Raw genomic sequence first — 21529 nt, 5'->3', positions numbered from 1 at the left:
GGGCAAGCGACAGCCCGAAGGCCCGCCGCCCGCACCGGCGGTGCAGCGCATCCGACTGCGCTACACCAAGCGCGGCCGCCTCCGGTTCACCAGCCACCGCGACTTCCAGCGCGCTTTCGAGCGGGCGCTGCGCCGCGCCGAGGTCCCGATGGCCTACTCGGCGGGCTTCACCCCGCACCCCAAGGTGTCGTACGCCAACGCCGCCCCCACCGGCACGGGCAGCGAGGCCGAGTATCTGGAGATCCAGCTCGCCGAGCGGCGCGATCCGCATCAGCTCCGCGAACTGCTCGACGAGTCGCTGCCGACCGGCCTCGACGTGATCGACTCGGTCGAGGCGCACACCAGCGGGCTGGCCGACCGGCTGCAGGCCTCGGTGTGGGAGATCCGGCTCGACGGGGTCGCGGCCGAGGAGGCCCGGCGCGCCGTCGAGACCTTCCTCGCCGCCGACGAGGTGTTGGTCGAGCGCCGCACGAAGAACGGCATGCGGACGTTCGACGCACGGGCCGCGGTGGCGCGGCTGGAAGCAGCCGGTAACGAGGGCGATAGGCCCGACGGCAATGCCTGTGCGATACTGCGGCTGGTTGTTCGGCATGTGACACCCGCCGTTCGACCCGACGACGTCCTGTCCGGCCTCCGAGCTACGGCCGACCTGGCGCCGCCGGTCCCCGCTGCGGTGACCAGGCTGGCGCAGGGGCTGCTCGATGAGGAGGCCGGCGCGGTGACTGACCCGCTAGCGCCCGACCGCGACGCTGCCACGGCCGCCCCTATCACGGGCGCCGCGCAGAGTGCCGCGAAGGCGCCGAGTGGGGCCTCCCCGGGAGCCGGGGAAGGTACTGCGTAGGACCGCCGTCGTCGCGTCGCCGATCAGCCAGGGAGCCACCCCGGTCCGGCAGACGCACTGACCAGGAGACTTTCGCCGGTCCCTGCCTACGGGGTCCGGCGAGCGAGACGACAGCTCCCGTGCGGCGCCCACGCCCCGGACTGCGGGACCGCGCTCATTACGCGGACCGCTACCGGAATCAGGCGCGGCGCCCGGGAGCGTGACGGGAGAACCGCCCGCATGCTCGAGCCCATTGAGCCCACCGAATCCACGCCGTCCCAGGACCGTGGTATCGAGGACAACCACTCACCCAGCGACACGCTGCCGCCGCGCCGCAGGCGCCGTGCGGCCTCCCGGCCGGCCGGTCCGCCGACGTCCGGCGGCGCCGCCGAGAGCGCGGTGCTGAGCACCGAGACCGCCGCCGCGTCCGCCGATCCGGCTCCCGCCGAGGAGCCCGCCGCGGCCGCGGTCACCACCGGGGACGCGGCCAAGCCGGCCCGTACGCGCCGCCGTGCGACCCGCAAGGCCACCTCCCCGGCCGGGGCCCCGCAGCCGGCCGCCGCCGAGGAGACCGAGACCCCGGCCCCCGTGGAGGAGCCCGCTGCCGCCGTCGAGGCGCCCGCCGAGGCCCCACAGACCGAGGACGCCGCACCGCGCCGCACGCGCCGCCGTGCCACCCGTAAGGTGACCGCGCCCGCCGGTGCGCCGCAGGCCGAGATCGCCGCGGAGCCGGTGGTGGCCGAGGCGTCCGTGCCGGCCGCTCCGGTTGCCGAGGAGGAGGCCCCGGCGGTTGCCGCCGAGGAGGCCAAGCCGGCCCGTACACGGCGCCGTGCCACCCGTAAGGTGACCGCGCCCGCCGGTGCGCCGCAGGCCGAGATCGCCGCGGAGCCGGTGGTGGCCGAGGCGTCCGTGCCGGCCGCTCCGGTTGCCGAGGAGGAGGCCCCGGCGGTTGCCGCCGAGGAGGCCAAGCCGGCCCGTACGCGCCGTCGCGCCACCCGTAAGGCGACCGCGCCCGCCGGCGCGCCCCAGGTGACCGAGGAAACCGAGGCCGAGGAGGCGCCGGTGGCCACCGCCGCCGAGCCCGCCGAGGCTCCCCGCCGCCGTACCCGCCGCCGCGCCGCCGAGCCGGTCGCCGAGGCGCCCCGTGCGGAGGAGGAGCCCATCCAGGAGGGGCCGGTGCGCGGCCGCCGCCGGGCGCAGCCGCCGACGGCTGTCTTCCAGGCGCCGGTCTTCGCCGAGCCGATGTTCCAGACCCCGGAGAGCGCGGCCGCCGCCCATGCCGCGGCCCTCCAGGAGGACGTCGTCACCGAGCAGGTGCCGGAGGAGCAGCCCACCGCCGGCGCGCGCCGGCGCCGCCGCCGTGGCGCCCCGGCCGAGCCCGAGCAGGTCGCCGTCGCCCCGGCCGAGGAGCCGGAGGCAGCGGAAGAGGCCGAGCCGGAGACCGAGCCGGGCGAGTTCGCCCACGACGAGGACGAGTCGGCCGAGCGTCCCTCGCGTCGCCGCCGCCGCGGTGGCCGTCGCCGCCGCCGTGGTGAGACCGCCGAGGGCGCCGAGGAGCAGCCCGCCGAGGCCGACGAAGCCGAGGCCGAGGAGGCCGAGGAGCGCGCCGAGCACCCGGAGGACGAGGCCGAGGAGCACGCGGCCGGCGGTTCCAGCAGCAGCCGTCGCCGTCGCCGTCGTCGCCGTCGCAGCGGTGACGCCGCCGAGGCCGAGGCCGGCCACGCCGACGACCCGGAGCGCACGGTCGTCAAGGTCCGCGAGCCCCGCAAGAAGGAGGAGGGCACCGGCGCCGACGAGGTGCAGTCGATCAAGGGGTCGACGCGCCTGGAGGCCAAGAAGCAGCGCCGCCGTGAGGGCCGCGAGCAGGGCCGCCGCCGGGTGCCGATCATCACCGAGGCGGAGTTCCTCGCCCGCCGCGAGGCCGTCGAGCGGGTGATGGTCGTCCGCCAGAGCGGCGAGCGCACCCAGATCGGCGTCCTTGAGGACGACGTGCTCGTGGAGCACTTCGTCAACAAGGAGCAGGCGACCTCGTACGTCGGCAACGTCTACCTCGGCAAGGTGCAGAACGTGCTGCCGTCGATGGAGGCTGCCTTCGTCGACATCGGCAAGGGCCGCAACGCCGTGCTCTACGCCGGCGAGGTCAACTTCGAGGCGCTGGGCATGGCCAACGGCCCGCGCCGGATCGAGACCGCGCTGAAGTCCGGCCAGTCGGTGCTGGTGCAGGTCACCAAGGACCCGATCGGCCACAAGGGCGCGCGGCTGACCAGCCAGGTCTCGCTGCCCGGCCGCTACCTGGTCTACGTGCCCGAGGGCTCGATGACCGGCATCAGCCGCAAGCTCCCGGACACCGAGCGGGCGCGTCTGAAGCAGATCCTCAAGAAGATCGTCCCCGAGGACGCGGGCGTCATCGTGCGCACGGCCGCGGAGGGCGCGAGCGAGGACGAGCTGGCGCGCGACGTCCAGCGGCTGCAGGCGCAGTGGGAGGAGATCCAGAAGAAGGCCAAGGCCTCCTCGACCAGCTCCCCCTCGCTGCTCTACGGCGAGCCGGACATGACCGTCCGGGTCGTCCGCGACATCTTCAACGAGGACTTCTCCAAGGTCATCGTCAGCGGTGACGACGCCTGGCAGACCATCCACGGCTATGTCTCGCACGTCGCCCCCGACCTCGTCGACCGGCTGCAGAAGTGGACCTCGGACGTCGACGTCTTCGCGACGTACCGCATCGACGAGCAGCTGATGAAGGCGCTCGACCGCAAGGTCTGGCTGCCCAGCGGCGGTTCGCTGGTGATCGACCGGACCGAGGCGATGGTCGTGGTCGACGTCAACACCGGCAAGTTCACCGGCCAGGGCGGCAACCTGGAGGAGACGGTCACCAGGAACAACCTGGAGGCGGCCGAGGAGATCGTGCGCCAGCTGCGGCTGCGCGACCTCGGCGGCATCATCGTGATCGACTTCATCGACATGGTGCTGGAGTCCAACCGGGACCTGGTGCTGCGGCGGCTGCTGGAGTGCCTGGGCCGGGACCGTACGAAGCACCAGGTGGCCGAGGTCACCTCGCTCGGCCTGGTCCAGATGACCCGCAAGCGGGTCGGCCAGGGCCTGCTGGAGTCCTTCTCCGAGTCGTGTGTGCACTGCAACGGCCGCGGCGTGATCGTCCACATGGACCAGCCGACGACGGCCGGCGGTGGCGGCAAGCGCAAGAAGAAGGGCAAGGCCGCGCAGGCCGAGCCGCATGTCCACGAGGTCGAGGCGGCCGAGCCGACGCCGGACGGCGGCGCCCCGGAGCTGGAGCCCGCCGCCGTGACGGAGGCCGAGCTGCAGCCCGCGGTGGCCGACACCGAGGAGTGGTTCAGCAGCCCGGCCGAGGCCGAGGCGGCCGCCGGACGCGGCCGTGGCCGCCGCCGGGTGAGCCGGAAGGTGTCCGCTCCGGCGGGCGCCCCCAAGGCCGCCGAGGAGGCCGCCGCGATCGTGCTGCCGGCCGAGCCGGTGGCGGAGCCGGAGCCGGAGAAGGCTGCGGAGCCGGTCGCCGAGGCGCCGGCCGCCGAGCCCGCGCCGGCCCGTCCGCGCCGTCGGGTGACCCGTAAGGTGACCGCCGCGGCGGGCTCGCCGGAGGTGTCCGACGACTCCGCGGCGACCGTCGTGATCACGGCGCCGGCCGCCGAGCCGGAGCCGGCCGTGGCAGCGGAGCCCGTCGAGGGCGCCGAGGCCGAGCCGGCGGCGGCGCCCGCGGCCAAGAAGACCGCGAAGAAGGCGGCGGCCAAGAAGACGGCCGCCAAGAAGACCGCGGCGAAGAAGACCACGGCCAAGAAGGCGGCGGCGAAGAAGACCACCACCGCCAAGAAGGCCACGGCCAAGAAGACCGCCACCAAGAAGGCGACGACGAAGAAGGCGGCGGCCAAGAAGACCGCGGCCGCCGAGCAGTCCTCCGTGGCGTAAGCGGAGGGCTGAGCAGCCGAACCGTGCCCCGGGCCGTCAGCGGCCCGGGGGCCGGTTTGACCCTCTGGTCAAGGCCCCGTAATCTTGACCGTCGGTGTCTGTGACACCAAACCCCTGAGCAAACACCTCTCGGTCCGCCGAGGGAGGCCGCTCGTCCACTCGGATTCCACGGGCCGTCCCGAGCCCGTGTGAGCGGCTGGCATCAGAGGATCCGTTCCTAGCGAAAGAGAGTTCCGCGTGTACGCGATCGTGCGCACCGGCGGACGCCAGCAGAAGGTTGCTGTTGGCGACGTCATCGAGGTTGACCGCATTTCCACCAGCAAGGTCGGCGACACCGTCGAGCTCTCCACGCTGCTGGTCGTCGACGGTGACTCGGTCACCAGCGACCCGTGGGTCCTGGCCGGCGTGAAGGTCCAGGGCGAGGTCGTGGACCACCACAAGGGCAACAAGATCCGGATCCAGAAGTACAAGAACAAGACCGGCTACAAGAAGCGGATCGGCCACCGCCAGCTCCACACGGCGCTGAAGATCACCGGCATCGACGCTCCGGCGAAGTAAGGGACTGAGGAGACATGGCACATAAGAAGGGCGCATCGTCCACTCGGAACGGTCGCGATTCCAATGCTCAGCGGCTCGGCGTGAAGCGCTTCGGCGGTCAGGCCGTCCTCGCCGGTGAGATCCTGGTCCGCCAGCGTGGCACCCACTTCCACCCGGGCGCGGGCGTCGGCCGCGGTGGCGACGACACGCTGTTCGCCCTGCAGTCCGGTGCGGTGCAGTTCGGCACCCACCGCGGCCGCAAGGTCGTGAACATCGTCCCGGTCGCCGAGTAATTCCGGCCCGGACGTAGCACAGCACCACACCAGGGGCGGACCGCCTTTCCCGCGTGAGCGGGAGGGCTGGTCCGCCCTTGGCGTGTTACGACAGAGATATCGCTAGAGATTCCGCAGTACCCCGACAATTCCGTTCTTCCTGGAGGCACCCACCATGACCACCTTCGTGGACCGCGTCGAGCTGCATGTCGCCGCGGGTAACGGAGGCCACGGCGTGGCCTCCGTGATGCGGGAGAAGTTCAAACCGCTGGGCGGCCCCGACGGCGGCAACGGCGGCCGCGGCGGCGATGTGATCCTGGTCGTCGACCAGGCCGTCACCACGCTCCTCGAATACCACCACCACCCGCATCGCAAGGCCACCAACGGTGCGCCGGGCGCAGGCGACAACCGTTCCGGCAAGAACGGCCAGGACCTGGTGCTGCCGGTCCCCGACGGCACCGTCGTCCTGGACCGCAACGGTGAGGTGCTGGCCGACCTCGTCGGCCAGGGCACCACCTTCATCGCCGGCCAGGGCGGCCGCGGCGGCCTCGGCAACGCCGCACTGGCCTCGGCCCGCCGCAAGGCCCCCGGCTTCGCGCTGCTCGGCGAGCCCGGCGAGGCCCGCGACATCGTGCTGGAGCTCAAGACCGTCGCCGATGTCGCGCTGGTCGGATACCCGAGCGCCGGCAAGTCGTCGCTGATCTCGGTGCTCTCCGCCGCCAAGCCGAAGATCGCGGACTACCCGTTCACGACCCTGGTGCCCAACCTCGGCGTCGTCACGGCCGGTTCCACCGTCTACACCATCGCGGACGTACCGGGTCTGATCCCCGGCGCCAGCCAGGGCAAGGGCCTGGGCCTGGAGTTCCTGCGGCACGTCGAGCGCTGCGAGGTGCTCGTCCACGTCCTGGACACCGCGACCCTGGAGTCCGACCGCGACCCGGTCTCCGACCTCGACACCATCGAGGAGGAGCTCACCCAGTACGGCGGTCTCGACAACCGTCCCCGGGTGGTCGTCCTCAACAAGATCGATGTGCCGGACGGCAAGGACCTCGCCGACCTGATCCGCCCCGACCTGGAGGAGCGCGGCTATCGCGTCTTCGAGGTCTCGGCGGTCGCCCATATGGGCCTCAAGGAGCTGTCGTACGCGCTGGCCGACATCGTCGCCAAGGCCCGTGCGGCCAAGCCCGTACAGGAAGCCACCCGTATCGTCATCCGGCCCAAGGCCGTGGACGACGCGGGCTTCACGGTCACGGCCGAGGGCGAGAACTTCTTCCGCGTACGGGGCGAGAAGCCCGAGCGCTGGATCCTCCAGACCGACTTCAACAACGACGAGGCCGTCGGTTACCTCGCCGACCGCCTGAACCGCCTGGGTGTGGAGGACGCGCTGCGCAAGGCGGGCGCCCATGCCGGCGACGGCATCGCCATCGGTGCCGAGGACAATGCCGTCGTGTTCGACTGGGAGCCGATGATGGCGGCCGGGGCGGAGATGCTGGGCCGCCGTGGCGAGGACCACCGTCTGGAGGCGCCCCGGCCGGCCACGCAGCGCCGCAGGGACCGGGACGCGCAGCGGGACGAGGCCGACGAGGAGTACGAGGGCTTCCGGCCCTTCTAGGCCCGAAGCCGGCTCGGCGCCGCGCTACCGAGCACCGGCCGAAGAGCAAGAGGCGGGCCCCGGGAGGAATCCTCCCGGGGCCCGCCTCTTGCTCTTCGGCCGGTGTCCGAGGCCGCAGGCGGCGCTCTGAGGCCTAGACGGCCGCGGCGGCGTCCGAGGCGCCACTGGCCTCGCGTTCGGCCGTCTCGGAGGCGTCCACGTCCTCCTGCGAGCGCTGCCCGGGGATCCCGGACAGCCGGCTCTCCATCCGGATGCGGCGTTCGTCGGCCTTCGCGCACAGATCCTGCGCGGCCTGGTTGAAGCGGACCGCGGACGGCGGGTCCGACGGGCCCAGCAGGTGCTCCTTGAGCTCGGCACGCTCCGCGGCGAGGGTGTCCAGCTCCGGGTTGCGGACCGCGGCGAGCAGGGCCTGCACCTCGTCCGCCTCGGGGGTGAGGATCGTGGCCGCCCGAACGGTCGGGAAGTTCGCCCGGAAGTCGGCCTCGCTCATGCCCGAGGTGTTGGCGACCGCGTACGGCTTCTCGCTGGTCAGGTAGTCGGAGACGACGCTGGAGACATCGCTGATCAGCACGTCCGCCTGGTTGAAGCAGTCGAAGATGCCGGGGCGGGCGGTGGTGATGATGCGGTGCTCCCACTCGGGGAAGGAGTTCCAGTACGCCTCCTCCCAGGCGGCGCGCGCGGCCTCCACGGCGGCCGCGCGGCCCTCCTCGGGGGTGCCCTGCAGCCGCATCCGCTCCAGCTCGTCCGCGCTCTTGCGGAACGCCGAGGTGGTGAGCGCGTTCAGCTCGTCGGTACGGCGGGCCAGCTCGGCGGCGGCCTCGGGGCCGGGCAGGGCGCCGCTGCGCCGGCCGTTGGCCTCCTCGATCATCGCCTGGATCCGGACGTCGGCGGCGCCCGCGCGCGGGTCCACCGAACCGGTCATCGGGTGCGGCTTGTACAGCAGCCGCACGTTGTCGTCGGCGAGCAGCTCGCGGACGATGTTCTCGCCGGCCAGGATCACCGAGGTGTTGCCCGGGTTGCCGTCCCAGCCCTCCCAGGTCGGGGCGTACAGCACGGTGGTCGGCCGGCCGGCCGGGGCACCGTCGTGTCGCTGGATCGGCCGGATCGGCGCCAGCTGCGGGCGGCCGACCTCGATGACGTCCTTGTCCTCGACGCCGATGTCGGCGAGCTGGTAGCGGTCGCGGGCCGCCGGGCCCGCCACCCACACCTCGTCGTACGCCTTCGCGTACGGGTTGCAGGAGGAGAGCTTGTCGCTCTCGCCGTGGTTGGTGAAGGCGTGCTTGATGGACGGGATGCGCAGGATCTGCGAGGTCTTGCCGGAGTTCGCGGGGTGCAGCAGCATCTTGAGCGTGGAGTGCTCCAGGCGCATCAGGTTGGCGACCTTGGGGATGCACACGATCGGGACGTCCGTGGCGTCGATCTTCTGCACCATGAAGCGCTCGCGGAGCACGATGATCGGGTTGCCGTCCAGGGCGGCCAGCGTGCTCAGCCACATGTTGGCCTGGTAGGCGGAGGAGGAACCGCCGGAGAAGTACATGCCGACCGTCGGCCGGTACTCGGCCAGCCAGTTGTCCAGCCACTCCAGCGCCTGCCGCTCACCGGCCACCCGCTTCTTGGGCAGCAGCCAGGTGCCCAGGTAGAGCGTGCCGCCGGCGGACAGCGCCAGGGAGACGGCCAGGCCGATGCCGCCCCAGTAGGCGTCCGTGGTGATGGCGGTGAGCATCATGCCGACCGTGGTGGGCACCGAGAAGCGCAGCAGCCGCCGGCCCGTCTGGCGGGAGAGGATCCGCGGCGGGGCGTCGCACAGCCGCAGCGCGCTCGCGTCGATGTTGCGGGTCACGAACGGCAGGCTGCGGGTCCTGCGGACCAGCACCGCGACGGCCTGGCACACGAAGTGGGTGCCGTAGAAGAGCAGCAGCGTGATGGTGAGCGGCGCCTGCTCCTCCAGGGGGTTGATGCCGTCGATGTGCAGCAGGCCGACCAGTATCAGCATGTCGCGCAACAACTGGCGCACCGTGACGTCGAACCGGATCCGGCCCAGTACGGCGAGCAGGCCGGGCTGCTTGTGCTGGAGGACCAGGTCCAGACCCAGGTTGATCACGGACGCGACGATGAACAGCGGGACGATGGGCAGCAGCGCACCGACCAGCTGGGCGATGAACGCGACCATCATCACGAAGAGGGCCGCGAGCTGTACGGCTCGGCGGGGAACGATTCCGGCGGAAGGCACGGGGGAGGGCTCCTGGCAGCAAGAAGGTCAGGGGGGAGGCCGAGGGGGGCGGCCGGGTCCCGCGCTGCGACGCCGCCGGAGCGGCGAAACGGGACCGATGGACACCCGACCGTATGACCTCGTTGGCCTTGGTGACAATCTGCTGTGGCTCTCATCACCGCGAAAGCGGACCAATCGAACGCAACCTCTTGGCCTCGGCGTCCGTCTTAGAAAAAACACTGTGGGGTGGGGCACACAGGGGGCCGTGCGGTCCCGTGTGCCCTCACCGGAGCCGCGGTGGAGTCCGGCCGGCCGTCTCGCGGGACGTCCGCCAGGCGATATCGGCACGCGCCCGCGGGCCCTACTGCCGTAGATTGCGCCCGTAGGGACGTCGCGCGGGCACCGTTCAGGAGTACCCGTACGGCGGCGGTATCAGCAAGCACAGGGGTACGCAGGGTGGCAGGCGCGAGCATGGACGAAGGGGCGGCCCGAAAGGCCACGGTCGAGGGGGGCGGTGGCCGGCGCGACGGCGTGGCGGACGCCCGCCGGATCGTGGTGAAGGTCGGCTCGTCGTCGCTGACCACGGCCGCCGGGGGACTGGACGCGGACCGCGTGGACGCGCTGGTGGACGTCCTGGCCAAGCATCAGGACAAGGAGATCGTGCTGGTCTCCTCCGGTGCCATCGCGGCCGGCCTGGCCCCCCTGGGTCTCGACCGGCGGCCCCGCGACCTGGCCCGCCAGCAGGCCGCCGCCAGCGTCGGCCAGGGCCTGCTGGTCGCCCGCTACACGGCGTCCTTCGCCCGCTACGGTCGCCGCGTCGGGCAGGTCCTGCTGACCTCGGACGACACCAGCCGCCGGGCCCACTACCGCAACGCCTACCGGACCCTGGACCAGCTGCTGGCCATGGGCGCCGTACCGATCGTCAACGAGAACGACACGGTCGCCACCGACGAGATCCGCTTCGGCGACAACGACCGGCTGGCCGCGCTGGTCGCCCACCTCGTCCGCGCCGACCTGCTGATCCTGCTCTCCGACGTGGACGGCCTCTACGACGGCGATCCGTCCACCCCCGGTACGTCACGGATAGCGGAGGTGCGCGGGCCCAAGGACCTGGAGGGCATCTCCATCGGCAGCGCGGGCAAGGCCGGCGTCGGCACGGGCGGGATGGTCACCAAGGTCGAGGCGGCCCGGATCGCGGCCGCGGCCGGCATCCCGGTGGTCCTGACCTCCGCCGTGCACGCCGCGGACGCGCTGGCCGGCGGCCAGACCGGCACCCACTTCCTGCGCACCGGCCGGCGCTCCGCCAACCGGCTGCTGTGGCTCGCGCACGCCTCCACACCGCGCGGAGCCCTCGTCCTCGACGACGGGGCGGTGCGGGCCGTCGTCGAGCGGCACTCCTCGCTGCTACCGGCCGGAATCGCGTCCGTGGAGGGCGAGTTCTCCGCCGGCGACCCGGTCGAGCTGCGCGACGGCGAGGGCCGGGCGGTGGCCCGCGGGCTCGTCAATTTCGACGCCAGGGAAATCCCCCGTTTGATGGGACGTTCGACCCGCGATCTCGCCCGTGAGCTGGGCGCCGCCTATGAGCGGGAGGTCGTGCACCGCGACGATCTGGTGCTGCTGCACCACTGACGACGCCCGGCCGGTCCGACGGCGGACGCGGGGGGAGGAACACCGCCCCTAAGCGGAGCGCGGACCGGCCTTTCCGCGGAGACCTTGGTGAAAAAGCCCCCGCGACGGCCCGCGGGCTGGTCAACTTTGTTGTGGGCGCCGCGGGGGACCGGCGCCCGCAGAGCGCAAGCGCACACGCCGAAGTACGACCGCACCAATCGGCTCCGCACCCCCGAGGGCGGAGCGATTCGCATCACAGGAGGCCGCCGGTGAGACGAGGGCGCCCGGGGGCACTGCCCCGAGGGACGGCGGAGCGGACGCTGACCAGCGTCGAAACCGGCGAGGTCGGCGACCGGTCGGTCGGCGACGAGCGGGCGGAGCGGAAGCGGACGGCGCGGCCCGCCCCGGAGGGCGAGCGCCGCGAGGCCTCCCGCCTGTGGCACATCACCCTCAGCGTCTCGGGCGCCGAGGCCCCGCTCAAGGAGGTCCGGCGGGGCCTGGAACAGCTCGCCCACGACCATCCCTTCCTGCTGACCAGCCGCTACGCCAACGATCACGCCGAGATCCGCTACTGGGAGGAGGCCCGTGATCTGCACGACGCCGCGGCGGTCGCACTGCGCCTGTGGGGCGAGCACCGTTCGACCGCCAAGCTGCCGCCGTGGGAGATCGTCGGCCTGGAGGTCATCGACCGCGAGACCTACCACCAGCGCATCGCCGAGGGCTACGGCCTGCCGCCCGCCTCACCGGTCGGCGTCCACCCCTTCTGACCACCGGGCGGGCCGTCCCGCGCTGTGAGATGCCCCCGGGCGGCGGCCCGGCCGCCCGCTAGGCTTTCGACCATGACCAGCAGCGCATCGCAGAGCTCCCCCGTCCTCGAGACCGCCCGCCGCGCGCGGGAGGCGGCCGCCGTCCTGGCGCCGCTGCCGCGTACGGCCCGCGATGCCGCCCTGCTCGCCGTCGCCGACGCCCTGGTGGAGCGGACCGACCAGATCGTCGCCGCCAACGCCCAGGACGTCGCCAAGGCCCGGGAGGCGGGCACCGCCGAGTCGATCGTGGACCGGCTCACCCTCACCCCGGAGCGGATCGCGGCCATCGCCGCCGACGTCCGCCAGGTCGTGGCGCTGCCCGACCCGGTGGGCGAGGTGGTGCGCGGCTCGACCCTGCCCAACGGTCTCGACCTGCGCCAGGTCCGGGTCCCGCTCGGAGTGATCGGGATCATCTACGAGGCGCGGCCCAATGTGACGGTCGACGCCGCGGCGCTGTGCCTGAAGTCCGGCAACGCCGTCCTGCTGCGCGGCTCGTCCTCCGCCTACGCCTCCAACAGCGCCCTGGTGGACGTGCTGCGCGACGCCGTGCAGAGCGCCGGGCTGCCCGCCGACGCGGTGCAACTGGTGCCGGGGGAGAGCCGCGATTCGGTGCGGGAGCTGATGCGCGCGCGCGGCCTGGTCGACGTGCTGATCCCGCGCGGTGGCGCCTCGCTGATCCGTACGGTCGTCGAGGAGTCCACCGTCCCGGTGATCGAGACCGGCACCGGCAACTGCCATGTCTACGTCGACGAGGCCGCCGACATCGACATGGCGATCGACATCCTGATCAACTCCAAGGCCCAGCGGCCCAGCGTCTGCAACGCCGCGGAGACGGTGCTGGTGCACGCCGGGATCGCCGAGAAGTTCCTGCCGCGAGCCCTGGAGGCGCTGACCAAGGCCGGCGTGATCGTGCACGGCGACGCCGCCTGGCAGCAGGCCGGCCCCGGGCTGGTCGCCCCCGCCACGGACGAGGACTGGGCGACGGAGTACCTCTCCTACGACATCGCGGCCGCCGTGGTGCCCGACCTGGACGCGGCGGTGGCGCACATCCGGCGCTGGACCTCCGGGCACACCGAGGCCATCGTCACCACCTCGCAGGCCGCCGCCCGGCGGTTCACCCAGTTGGTGGATTCCACCACCGTCGCGGTCAACGCCTCCACCCGCTTCACCGACGGCGGGCAGTTCGGCTTCGGCGCGGAGATCGGGATCTCGACCCAGAAGCTGCACGCCCGCGGCCCCATGGGTCTGCCGGAGCTGACGTCCACGAAGTACATCGTCACGGGCGACGGGCACACCCGTTAGGGCTGGTGCGTCGGGGTGGACCGGGGCGGAGCCGTCGTGAGTTGCGGTGTTCCGGTTGGTGGTTCTCCCTGCCGGATCCCTGCCCAAACCGACGGCCCGGGGGCTAACCTGGACGGGTGCCGGACGACGTGGGGGGCAAGCCGTTCCCGGACGGCGAAGAGCCCGACGAGCACCATCACGGGAGCCACGGAAGAGCGGATGAGGAATTCGCTTCCGTGGTCTTCGACGAGGAATTCGTCCGGTCCGCACAGATCCACGAGCCCTCTGCGGTCGAGCGCATGCTGGCCGCCGCGGAGGCGCGCGCGGAGGCCGAGGCGGCCCGTTCGGGAGCCGGCTTCGGCCCCGACGGCGACGATCCGGGCGAAGCCGCGGCCCGCGGCCGACGAAGCCGCCGCGGCCCGGGGACCGACGACTACGACGCGTACGGCGACGAGTACGAGGACGACGGCGCCTACGGCGAGTACCACCCCTACGGCCCCTACGGGGGGTCGCTGCGCCCCTACAGGGGCAGCGCCCGCTGGCACCGCCCGGTCGCCTGGGTGCTGGCCGTCGTGATGGGCATCGGACTCGTCGCACTGGCCTTCAGCGCCGTCTACCGGGGCGCCTCCGGACGGAACCAGAGCCCGGCTCCGACGCCCACGACCAGCGGGAGGGACCTCCCGGCCACCAGCGGCGCGGACAGCGTCCGTACGGCGCGGCCGGGCCTGCCGTCGCTGCCGACCGCCGGGTCGGTGCGCCCGTCGTTCTCCGCGGTGCCCAGGCCGCAGTGACGGCGAAGCACCCTGCCCGCGATATCGGTCCGCGAAACGGAATCTTCCGCTGAAGTTGCCCGGCGCCCCGGCGTTTACCTTCGCCCCGGCAGACCTACCCTTGTTGTATGACCGGGCCTGGTGACCCTCCCGAAGGGACGCCCAACGGCGCCTCGGGAGGCGGTGAGGACGAATATCGATCCGTCGTCTTCGACGAATCGTTCGTGCGGGCTGCCCGACTGCAGGAGTTCTCCGCGGACGAGCGGCTGGGTGAGCATCATTCACCGGCCGTGAAGACCCGGCATGCCTGGATGCGGCTGGGCGGCTCGCGGCAGGCCATCCTGCTGGTGCTGCTGATCGTGCTCGCCTTCGGCACCGCCGTCTACATGGGCATCCGGCATCCCTACAAGACCCCGGAGCAGTCCCGGGTGCAGCCGCTGCGCTCCTCCGTCGTGCCGCTCGCGCCGAGCGGGGAGGTACCGGGCGCGACACCCCAGGACCTCTTCGCGCACAGCCCCGCGGCCGACTACAAGATCGGCGCCGCGGGCGTGAACCTTCCCCCCGTCGCCCGCACCGAGCACTTCTCCGACGGCCAGATCATCTCGGCCCTGACCATCGCGAAGGACTACATCGTCCAGTCGTCGCTGGACCCGGCCACCCTCACCGGCGGCTCCGTGCGTCCGGTGCGGCTGCTGCTCGACACCGGGCAACTCGACCAGTTCGACCGGAGCCTGGCGCACCCCGACGACAACGGCCGCTACGCGGCGACCGGTTGGCTGGTCCGCTTCGACCCCGACCTCGCCCGGCTCGCCGACCGGGACATCCGGGTCAACGGCACGCTCTCCGCCTCGGAGTTGAGCCCGGACGCGCTCGTCGTCACCGCCGACTACACCTTCGTCTACGCCGTGCGGCCCGCCCCCGGCGCACCGCAGAAGCCGGCCGGAGCGCAGGCCGGCAAGGCCACCCCGGGCGCCGCCTCGCTGGTCACCGTACGGCGGGAGATGCACTTCCGGGTCGGGCGCGAGGACCTGGCCGACCACCGCCTGGAGCTGCTGCAGAGCAGTCTGCAGGCCGGGCCGCTGGCCTGCTCCTCGCAGCCGGCCGACGCGCTGCGCCCGCTGTTCGCGGGACAGCACGCCGGCCATGACCGGCCCGCGGGCACCGACCCCTATGCCAGGGACCGGGCCAACCCCTCGCTCTGCGGTGAGCTGGCGCCCTCCGCCCAGCCGAAGCCGAGCCATCCGATCCGCTAGCCGATCCGCCGGCAGGCCCGGTGGGCCGTTTGGCCTCCGGGCCGCCGGCTCGTGTGTCGGCGGTCCCTCAGGAGTCCTCCGAGCCGCCCGCACCACCGGAGCCGTTGGTACCGCCCGGGCCACCGGAGCCGTTGGCGCCGCCCGAGGTGCCGGGACGCTGGCCGCCGCGGAAGACCGTGTCCCGCAGCTTGCCGCCCAAATCGCCCGCACCGCCCGCGATATCGCGGACCAGGCCCATCAGCGGGTCCTTGCTGTTGCGCACCGAATCGGCGTAGTGCGCCGCGGAGTCCCGGAAGGAGTCGGAGACGGAGGTGTCCTTGTCCTCGTCCCGACGGGGGTAGTGGCCGTCCATGATCCGCTGGTAGTCGCGGCTGGCCGCCCACTTCTTGAGCTCGGCCGCCCGCACGGTCGTGAACGGGTGGCTGCGCGGCAGCAGGTTGAGGATCTTCAGCACGGAGTCGCGCAGATCGCCGCCGGACTCGTACTCGTCGGCCTGCTTGAGGAAGGCGTCCACGTTCATCTCGTGCAGATGATTGCCGCCCGCCAGCTTCATCAGGCCGCGCATCGAGGCCTGCAGATCCTGTCCGACCAGCAGGCCGGCGCGGTCCGCGGACAGCTCCGACTTGCGGAACCACTCGCGCAGCGCCGTCACGATCGCCATGATCGCGACGTTGCCCAGCGGGATCCAGGCGACCTTCATCGCCAGATTCGTCAGGAACAACAGGATCGTGCGGTAAACGGCGTGCCCGGACAGCGCGTGGCCGACCTCGTGGCCGATGACCGCCCGCATCTCCTCCTCGTCTAGCAGCTCGACAAGACCGGTGGTCACCACGATGATCGGCTCGTCGAGGCCGATGCACATGGCGTTGGGCTGCGGGTCCTGATTGACGTACATCGGCGGGACCTTCTCCAGGTCCAGGATGTAGCAGGCGTCGCGCAGCATGTCGTTGAGGTGCGTGAACTGCTGGTCGCCGACGCGGACCGAGTCCGACAGGAACAGCAGCCGGAGGCTGCGCTCCGGCAGCAGACCGCTGAGCGTCTTGAAGACGGTGTCGAACCCGCTCAGCTTGCGCAGCGCGACCAGCGCCGAACGGTCCGCCGGGTGCTCGTACGACCGGGAGGAGATTCCGGGGAATCGCCGCCGGTCCCGGCTCGGTACGTTCTCGCTGCCGCCTGGGCTCTCCGTCATTGGGGCCTCCCCCTGTTCGACTGCGTGTGTTTCAGACTAGAGGACGCCACCGACAACGGATTGGATGCTCGGGCGTACGCTGACGATCGCACCACTGACCGCACAGGCCCGGACAAACAACCCCACGGGCCGGTACCCGAGGGAGCGCATCGTCATGCCGCATCCGAGCGTGCTGCTCGCCGCCGCCCAGGAGACCGCCCACGACGTCGGCCCCGGGTGGATCCTGCGCACCGTGATCATCGCCGGCGTGATCGGCGCCGTTCTGCTCGCCTGGTTCCTGCTGCGCGGCTACGGCCAGGACTGACCCCACCGGTCCCCCGGGCCCCTTCGGAGGTGTCCGGGCGGAGTCGCCGTGAGCTCGCGGTGAGCCGCCGCTTACGATGTGGTGGAAGTCTCCGCCCGACCCCCAGCCCGGATTGGTCCTGCCGACGATGAGCCTGCACACCACCGCACAGTCCCTGGTCTCCCTCGCCGAAGGCGAGCACGCGGGTGGCGGTCACGCCAGCCTCAGCCCCTACGTGACCGGCGGCGGCGCCCTGTTTATCCTGCTTCTCCTGCTCTGGATCACCACCCGCTTCAACCGGGACCGCTAGAGTCGACGGCACCCGGCCCCCGGCATCGCGCGCCGCCCAGTAGGGTCTGCACGCATGGGAGAGCACACAGGGCCCGTGAAGCGGCGACTCGGAGTGATGGGCGGCACGTTCGACCCGATCCATCACGGACACCTGGTCGCCGCCAGCGAGGTGGCCAGCCAGTTCCACCTCGACGAGGTCATCTTCGTGCCCACGGGGCAGCCGTGGCAGAAGAGCCACAAGACGGTTTCCCCGGCCGAGGACCGCTATCTGATGACGGTCATCGCGACCGCCTCGAACCCGCAGTTCTCCGTCAGCCGTATCGACATCGACCGCGGCGGCAAGACGTACACGATAGACACGCTGCGTGATCTGCGAGCCGAGCACCGCGACGCGGATCTGTTCTTCATCACCGGCGCCGACGCGCTCAGCCAGATCCTCACCTGGCACGATGCCGCGGAGCTGGTCTCACTCGCCCACTTCATCGGGGTGACCAGGCCCGGCCACGTCCTCGCGGACCCCGGGCTGCCCGAGGGAGCGGTGTCCTTGGTCGAGGTGCCCGCGCTGGCCATCTCCTCGACCGACTGCCGGGCGCGCGTAGCCCAGGGGGATCCGGTCTGGTACCTGGTGCCGGACGGTGTGGTGCGCTACATCGACAAAAAACAGCTGTACCGCAACGACCGCTGACGGGGCTGACGGAAAGGGGCACCGGTGAGCGACCGACCAGATCCGTACGGGCCGCAGGACCCGTATGCCCATGACCCGTATGCCCGCGACCAGCAGGGGCAGCCGGGCTACACCTACGACGCCTACGGGCAGCCGGTCTACCGCGACGCCGCACAGCAGTCGTACGAGCAGGCCTACGACCCGTACGGGCAGCAGCAGCCCGCGCCGCCGGCCTACGAGGGCTATGACCCCTACGGTGCGCAACAGGGGCACCAGGGCCAGCAGCCCTACCAGGAGCAGACGGCCCAGCCGGAGTACGGCTACGACCCGTACGGCGGCCGGCAGGTGCAGGCGCAACCCGGCTACCCCCAGCAGTACGACCCGTACGGCCAGCCGCAGCAGCAGCAACAACAGCAACAGCAGCAGGAGTGGATCCCGCAGCAGACCCCGCCCTCGCCCTACGAGCAGCTCTCCCAGGACGAGCCGCCGCGGCCGCCGGCCCAGCGCCGCGCCCCGCAGGGCCGCGAGGAGCCGGCCGCGGCGGGCGGCTCCCGGGGCCCGTCCTCGGCCGACCCGGATTACCACACCGAGCAGTTCGACTTCATCGAGGAGCCGGACGAGGACTCCGAAGACGTCATCGACTGGCTGAAGTTCACCGAGAGCCGCACCGAACGGCGCGAGGAGGCCAAGCGGCGCGGACGCAGCCGACTCGTCGCGCTGTCCGTCGTGCTGGTCCTGCTGCTCGCCGGCGGCGCCGGCTATCTGTGGTGGGCGGGCAAGCTGCCGGGCCTGTCCGGGCCGGACACCGGCAAGGCGGCCGAGGCCGGCGGCCAGAAGCGCGACGTGCTCGTGGTGCATCTGCGGGACACCCAGTCCGGCAGGAGCTCCACGGCCCTGCTCGTCGACAACGAGACCACCCACAAGGGCACCACCGTCCTGCTGCCCAACACCCTCGTGGTCCCCAAGGACGACGGCAGCGCCACGACGCTCGGCAGGTCCGTCAAGGACGACGGCTCCGAGCCGACCAGGGACTCCCTCAACAGCCTCCTGGGCGCCGACCTGAAGGCCACCTGGCGGCTGGACACCCCGTACCTGGAGAACCTCGTCGAGACGGTCGGCGGGATCACCCTCGACACCAACGCCACCGTCCCCGGCGCCAAGAAGGGCGCCTCCCCGGTGGTCAAGCAGGGCAGCGGCCGGGACCTCAACGGCCAGGCGGCCGTCGCCTACGCCACCTACCAGGCGCCGGGCGAGACCCAGATCAAGCAGCTCCAGCGGTTCGGGCAGGTCATGCAGGCGACCCTGAAGAAGGTCTCCAGCGACGCCGACGGCGCCACCGCCACCGTCAAGGCGCTGCTGCAGGTGCTCGACCCGCCGCTCACCGAGGCCCAGCTGGGCAGTTCGCTGGCGCAGCGGGCGGAGCTGGCGAAGACCGGCGCGTACCGCACGACCCTGCTGCCCGTACAGGCGAACGGCACGCTCAGCCCGGCCACCGCGGCCAGTGTGGTCAAGGACGTGCTCGGCGGCACGGTCAAGAAGGCCGCCCCCGACGCGACCGCCCGGGTGGGGGTCCGCAACGCCACCGGCAACAAGGCCGCCGCCGGCAAGGCACAGGTCGCACTGCTCAACGGCGGCTACGGCTTCGTCGACGACGGCACCGACGGTGTGGCCCGGGCCGCCTCCCAGGTCACCTACGGCGACGCCGACCAGAAGGCGAAGGCCGCCGAGGTCGCCAAGACGCTGGGGCTGCCGGCGAGCGCGGTCAGGCAGGGCAAGGTCGCCTCGAACGTCGACATCGCCGTGGTGCTGGGGCAGGACTACAGGGGCTGACGAGCGGGACGCCCGGCCCCACAGTGGGGCCGGGCGTCCCCCGCCGAGGCCCTGACCAGCCAGAACGGCGAACCCGGCCGGCGGGTTCGAAAACTCTGACGGGGGTGTCGGTGGTCCGTGAGACCCTTGAGGGGTACCTGACCGCTGATCCGGTTGCCATGGGGACCGCGGCCCGCGCCGTGGCTCAGCCGAGCGCTCCGCTCCCTGCCCCCGCCGGAGACGCCGCCCTCGACCCGGAAAGCCCCTTGTGACCGCCACGGACCGTTCCATCGAGCTCATCAACGCCGCCGCCCAGGCCGCCGCCGACAAGCTCGCGCACGACATCATCGCCTACGACGTCAGTGACGTCCTCTCGATCACCGACGCCTTCCTGCTGGCCTCGGCGCCCAGCGACCGCCAGGTCAAGTCGATCGTCGACGAGATCGAGGAGCGCCTGAACAAGGAGCTCGGCGCCAAGCCGGTCCGCCGCGAAGGCGACCGCGAGGCCCGCTGGGTGCTGCTCGACTACGTCGACATCGTCGTGCACATCCAGCACAGCGAGGAGCGCGTGTTCTACGCGCTCGAGCGGCTGTGGAAGGACTGCCCCGAGATCGACCTGCCCGAGGAGGCCAAGGCCACCCGGGGCAAGGCCGCGGCGCACGCCGAGGCCACGGCCGGCCAGCAGGACGGAGAGCTGCTCTGAACGGCACGAAGAGGGCGCCCGGCCGCCGCATCGTCCTGTGGCGCCACGGCCAGACGGCCTGGAATCTGGAGCGCCGCTTCCAGGGCTCGACGGACATCGAGCTGACCGAGGCGGGCCGTGCCCAGGCGCGGCGCGCGGCCCGGCTGCTCGCCGCGCTCAGGCCGCACGCCATCGTCGCCTCCGACCTCCAGCGGGCCGCGGCCACGGCGAACGAGCTGGCCGCCCTGACCCGCCTTGAGGTGACGCATGACGCCGCCCTGCGGGAGACCTACGCGGGCGCCTGGCAGGGGCTGACGCACGACGAGATCCTCGCGCAGTACGGCGAGCAGTACACCGCCTGGAAGCGCGGTGAGCCGGTGCGGCGCGGCGGCGGCGAACTGGAGACCGAGGTCGCCGACCGGGCCGCCCCCGTCGTGCTCAACCACGCCGGGAAGCTGCCCGAGAACGGCACCCTGGTCGTCGTCAGCCACGGCGGCACGATCCGCACGACCATCGGGCGCCTGCTCGGCCTGGACGCCCACCACTGGGAGGGCCTGGGCGGTCTGTCGAACTGCTGCTGGTCCGTGCTGGGCGAGGGCGCGCGCGGCTGGCGCCTGTTGGAGCACAACGCCGGCACCCTGCCGGAACCGGTGCTCGGCGACGACGACTGAGCCCGGCGGAGCGGCCCCGGCCGACCGGATTTCACATCTGGGCAGGTCGCAGGCTAAAGTTCATCTTGTTCGCGGCGCCGCCGGGGGAATCCCGGAGGAGCGGAGCAAGACCCGGGGCTATAGCTCAGTTGGTAGAGCGCCTGCATGGCATGCAGGAGGTCAGGAGTTCAATTCTCCTTAGCTCCACAAGCCGGATGATCCCGTCTCCCTCAGGAGGCGGGATCTTCGCTTTGTACGGGCCGCCGTCCGCGCCGGCGTGACGTGAAGTCGGGCCTGACCCGGTCGGCGGTCCGTGGCAGAATCGGACGGCGCCGGCAGGGGAGGAGAGATCGCGATGCCCACGAGCATCCTCGAGGAGGTCAACGACCTGCTCGAAGTGGCCGAGGCGCAGGGCTATGACTGGCTGCCGGAATACGCGCTCCGCTTCACCTGCCCCGTCGACGGTCCGGCGTCCGTGTGCGGCGCGAGAGCCGGTTCCGCCCTGCAGTGCCCTTCGTGCGGCTCGTCCCATGTGGCGCAGGTGCTGGGTGACAACGGAGGCATTTCCTTCGTCTGCACGGCCTGCGGCCACAGTTGGAGCTGATGGATGGGCGCCCACAGCAGGAAATGTGACTGGTGCGGCAGCGGTACGCCGATCGTCCGCGACATGGAACCCGTCAACACCGACTACCAGTACTGGTGCGAGGAATGCGCCCGCGCCCTGGTCATAAAGGGCGATCCGATCGAGACCTACCGGGAGCTCGACGGGGAGCCGATCTACGGCCGGCTGCTGGACGAGCACTGCACGCTGAAGCGGTTCTATTCGTTCGCGACGGCCTGAGCGCGGCCGCGCGCCC

Annotated in this window: 20 protein-coding genes and 1 tRNA gene; 19 read left to right on the top strand and 2 right to left on the bottom strand. The window is 72.0% G+C overall.

Translation table 11 applies throughout. The annotated features are described in order from the left end of the window. Nucleotides 1-40: 40 nt before the first annotated feature. The 5 genes from WAB15_RS14965 (at nt 41) to obgE (ending at nt 7177) form a co-directional block, all read left to right on the top strand. Nucleotides 41-841 (top strand): TIGR03936 family radical SAM-associated protein, encoded by an 801-nt coding sequence (locus tag WAB15_RS14965; RefSeq protein WP_407286555.1) that lies wholly within the window; start codon nt 41-43, stop codon nt 839-841. Nucleotides 842-1060: 219 nt separating this feature from the next. Then, nucleotides 1061-4756, top strand: a complete 3696-nt coding sequence (locus tag WAB15_RS14960; protein ID WP_407286554.1) for a ribonuclease E/G — start codon at nt 1061-1063, stop codon at nt 4754-4756. A gap of 237 nt (nt 4757-4993) precedes the next feature. Next, complete coding sequence (rplU, locus tag WAB15_RS14955) at nt 4994-5314, top strand: 50S ribosomal protein L21 (RefSeq protein ID WP_384440515.1); 321 nt, start codon at nt 4994-4996, stop codon at nt 5312-5314. Between the two features lie 14 nt (nt 5315-5328). Beyond that, nucleotides 5329-5586, top strand: a complete 258-nt coding sequence (rpmA, locus tag WAB15_RS14950) for a 50S ribosomal protein L27 (RefSeq protein ID WP_384440512.1) — start codon at nt 5329-5331, stop codon at nt 5584-5586. A 154-nt stretch (nt 5587-5740) separates the two neighbouring features. Beyond that, entirely contained in the window at nt 5741-7177 is a 1437-nt protein-coding gene (gene obgE / locus WAB15_RS14945) for a GTPase ObgE (RefSeq protein ID WP_399150811.1), read from the top strand. A 133-nt stretch (nt 7178-7310) separates the two neighbouring features. Here obgE and WAB15_RS14940 read toward each other — a convergent pair whose 3' ends face one another. Next, complete coding sequence (locus WAB15_RS14940) at nt 7311-9407, bottom strand: hypothetical protein (RefSeq protein ID WP_399147726.1); 2097 nt, start codon at nt 9405-9407, stop codon at nt 7311-7313. Between the two features lie 450 nt (nt 9408-9857). Here WAB15_RS14940 and proB point away from each other — a divergent pair, with 450 nt between their 5' ends. The 5 genes from proB to WAB15_RS14915 all read left to right on the top strand — a co-directional run bounded on the left by proB (nt 9858) and on the right by WAB15_RS14915 (nt 15104). Continuing rightward, nucleotides 9858-11015 carry a glutamate 5-kinase gene (gene proB / locus WAB15_RS14935; RefSeq protein ID WP_399147727.1) on the top strand — a complete coding sequence of 386 codons (1158 nt, stop codon included), beginning with the start codon at nt 9858-9860 and terminating at the stop codon, nt 11013-11015. Between the two features lie 248 nt (nt 11016-11263). Then, entirely contained in the window at nt 11264-11761 is a 498-nt protein-coding gene (locus WAB15_RS14930) for a hypothetical protein (RefSeq protein ID WP_407286553.1), read from the top strand. A gap of 72 nt (nt 11762-11833) precedes the next feature. Then, nucleotides 11834-13102: a glutamate-5-semialdehyde dehydrogenase gene (locus tag WAB15_RS14925; protein ID WP_399147729.1), complete on the top strand. Its 1269-nt coding sequence runs from the start codon at nt 11834-11836 to the stop codon at nt 13100-13102. 116 nt (nt 13103-13218) lie between these two features. Then, a complete protein-coding gene (locus WAB15_RS14920) occupies nt 13219-13872 on the top strand; it encodes a hypothetical protein (protein ID WP_407286552.1) in 654 nt (217 codons plus the stop codon). A 107-nt stretch (nt 13873-13979) separates the two neighbouring features. After that, nucleotides 13980-15104: a hypothetical protein gene (locus WAB15_RS14915; protein WP_407286551.1), complete on the top strand. Its 1125-nt coding sequence runs from the start codon at nt 13980-13982 to the stop codon at nt 15102-15104. 67 nt (nt 15105-15171) lie between these two features. Here WAB15_RS14915 and WAB15_RS14910 read toward each other — a convergent pair whose 3' ends face one another. Then, a complete protein-coding gene (locus WAB15_RS14910; RefSeq protein WP_399147732.1) occupies nt 15172-16293 on the bottom strand; it encodes a M48 family metallopeptidase in 1122 nt (373 codons plus the stop codon). Nucleotides 16294-16447: 154 nt separating this feature from the next. On the opposite strand from WAB15_RS14910, the gene WAB15_RS14905 reads away from it, so the two are divergent. The 9 genes from WAB15_RS14905 (at nt 16448) to WAB15_RS14865 (ending at nt 21513) form a co-directional block, all read left to right on the top strand. Then, complete coding sequence (locus WAB15_RS14905) at nt 16448-16597, top strand: hypothetical protein (protein WP_393486909.1); 150 nt, start codon at nt 16448-16450, stop codon at nt 16595-16597. A gap of 127 nt (nt 16598-16724) precedes the next feature. Further along, complete coding sequence (locus WAB15_RS14900; RefSeq protein WP_399147733.1) at nt 16725-16886, top strand: hypothetical protein; 162 nt, start codon at nt 16725-16727, stop codon at nt 16884-16886. Nucleotides 16887-16940: 54 nt separating this feature from the next. Next, nucleotides 16941-17552: a nicotinate-nucleotide adenylyltransferase gene (gene nadD, locus WAB15_RS14895; protein WP_051006918.1), complete on the top strand. Its 612-nt coding sequence runs from the start codon at nt 16941-16943 to the stop codon at nt 17550-17552. 24 nt (nt 17553-17576) lie between these two features. After that, nucleotides 17577-19361, top strand: coding sequence for a LytR C-terminal domain-containing protein (locus WAB15_RS14890; protein WP_407286550.1), 1785 nt, complete (start codon nt 17577-17579; stop codon nt 19359-19361). Between the two features lie 247 nt (nt 19362-19608). Further along, nucleotides 19609-20043: a ribosome silencing factor gene (gene rsfS, locus WAB15_RS14885; protein WP_399147735.1), complete on the top strand. Its 435-nt coding sequence runs from the start codon at nt 19609-19611 to the stop codon at nt 20041-20043. Continuing rightward, entirely contained in the window at nt 20040-20693 is a 654-nt protein-coding gene (locus tag WAB15_RS14880; protein ID WP_407289225.1) for a histidine phosphatase family protein, read from the top strand. The genes rsfS and WAB15_RS14880 overlap by 4 nt, the downstream gene beginning before the upstream one ends. A gap of 113 nt (nt 20694-20806) precedes the next feature. Beyond that, nucleotides 20807-20879 (top strand) — tRNA-Ala (locus WAB15_RS14875). A 148-nt stretch (nt 20880-21027) separates the two neighbouring features. Next, nucleotides 21028-21276 carry a hypothetical protein gene (locus tag WAB15_RS14870; protein WP_407289370.1) on the top strand — a complete coding sequence of 83 codons (249 nt, stop codon included), beginning with the start codon at nt 21028-21030 and terminating at the stop codon, nt 21274-21276. Nucleotides 21277-21279: 3 nt separating this feature from the next. Further along, nucleotides 21280-21513: a hypothetical protein gene (locus tag WAB15_RS14865; RefSeq protein WP_030413843.1), complete on the top strand. Its 234-nt coding sequence runs from the start codon at nt 21280-21282 to the stop codon at nt 21511-21513. Nucleotides 21514-21529 lie beyond the last annotated feature (16 nt).

The organism is Streptomyces sirii, assembly GCF_045690365.1.
Lineage (GTDB): Bacteria > Actinomycetota > Actinomycetes > Streptomycetales > Streptomycetaceae > Streptomyces > Streptomyces sirii.
Note: the sequence above shows the minus strand (reverse complement) of the source record. Positions and strands in the feature narration are given on the sequence as shown.

Bases quoted from the DNA above. Each gene is read 5' to 3' on its own strand.
- WAB15_RS14960 (WP_407286554.1), top strand. From the start codon at position 1,061: ATGCTCGAGCCCATTGAGCCCACCGAATCCACGCCGTCCCAGGACCGT.
- rpmA (WP_384440512.1), top strand. From the start codon at position 5,329: ATGGCACATAAGAAGGGCGCATCGTCCACTCGGAACGGTCGCGATTCC.
- obgE (WP_399150811.1), top strand. From the start codon at position 5,741: ATGACCACCTTCGTGGACCGCGTCGAGCTGCATGTCGCCGCGGGTAAC.
- proB (WP_399147727.1), top strand. From the start codon at position 9,858: ATGGACGAAGGGGCGGCCCGAAAGGCCACGGTCGAGGGGGGCGGTGGC.
- WAB15_RS14925 (WP_399147729.1), top strand. From the start codon at position 11,834: ATGACCAGCAGCGCATCGCAGAGCTCCCCCGTCCTCGAGACCGCCCGC.
- WAB15_RS14915 (WP_407286551.1), top strand. From the start codon at position 13,980: ATGACCGGGCCTGGTGACCCTCCCGAAGGGACGCCCAACGGCGCCTCG.
- WAB15_RS14910 (WP_399147732.1), bottom strand. From the start codon at position 16,293: ATGACGGAGAGCCCAGGCGGCAGCGAGAACGTACCGAGCCGGGACCGG.
- WAB15_RS14905 (WP_393486909.1), top strand. From the start codon at position 16,448: ATGCCGCATCCGAGCGTGCTGCTCGCCGCCGCCCAGGAGACCGCCCAC.
- WAB15_RS14900 (WP_399147733.1), top strand. From the start codon at position 16,725: ATGAGCCTGCACACCACCGCACAGTCCCTGGTCTCCCTCGCCGAAGGC.
- nadD (WP_051006918.1), top strand. From the start codon at position 16,941: ATGGGAGAGCACACAGGGCCCGTGAAGCGGCGACTCGGAGTGATGGGC.
- WAB15_RS14870 (WP_407289370.1), top strand. From the start codon at position 21,028: ATGCCCACGAGCATCCTCGAGGAGGTCAACGACCTGCTCGAAGTGGCC.
- WAB15_RS14865 (WP_030413843.1), top strand. From the start codon at position 21,280: ATGGGCGCCCACAGCAGGAAATGTGACTGGTGCGGCAGCGGTACGCCG.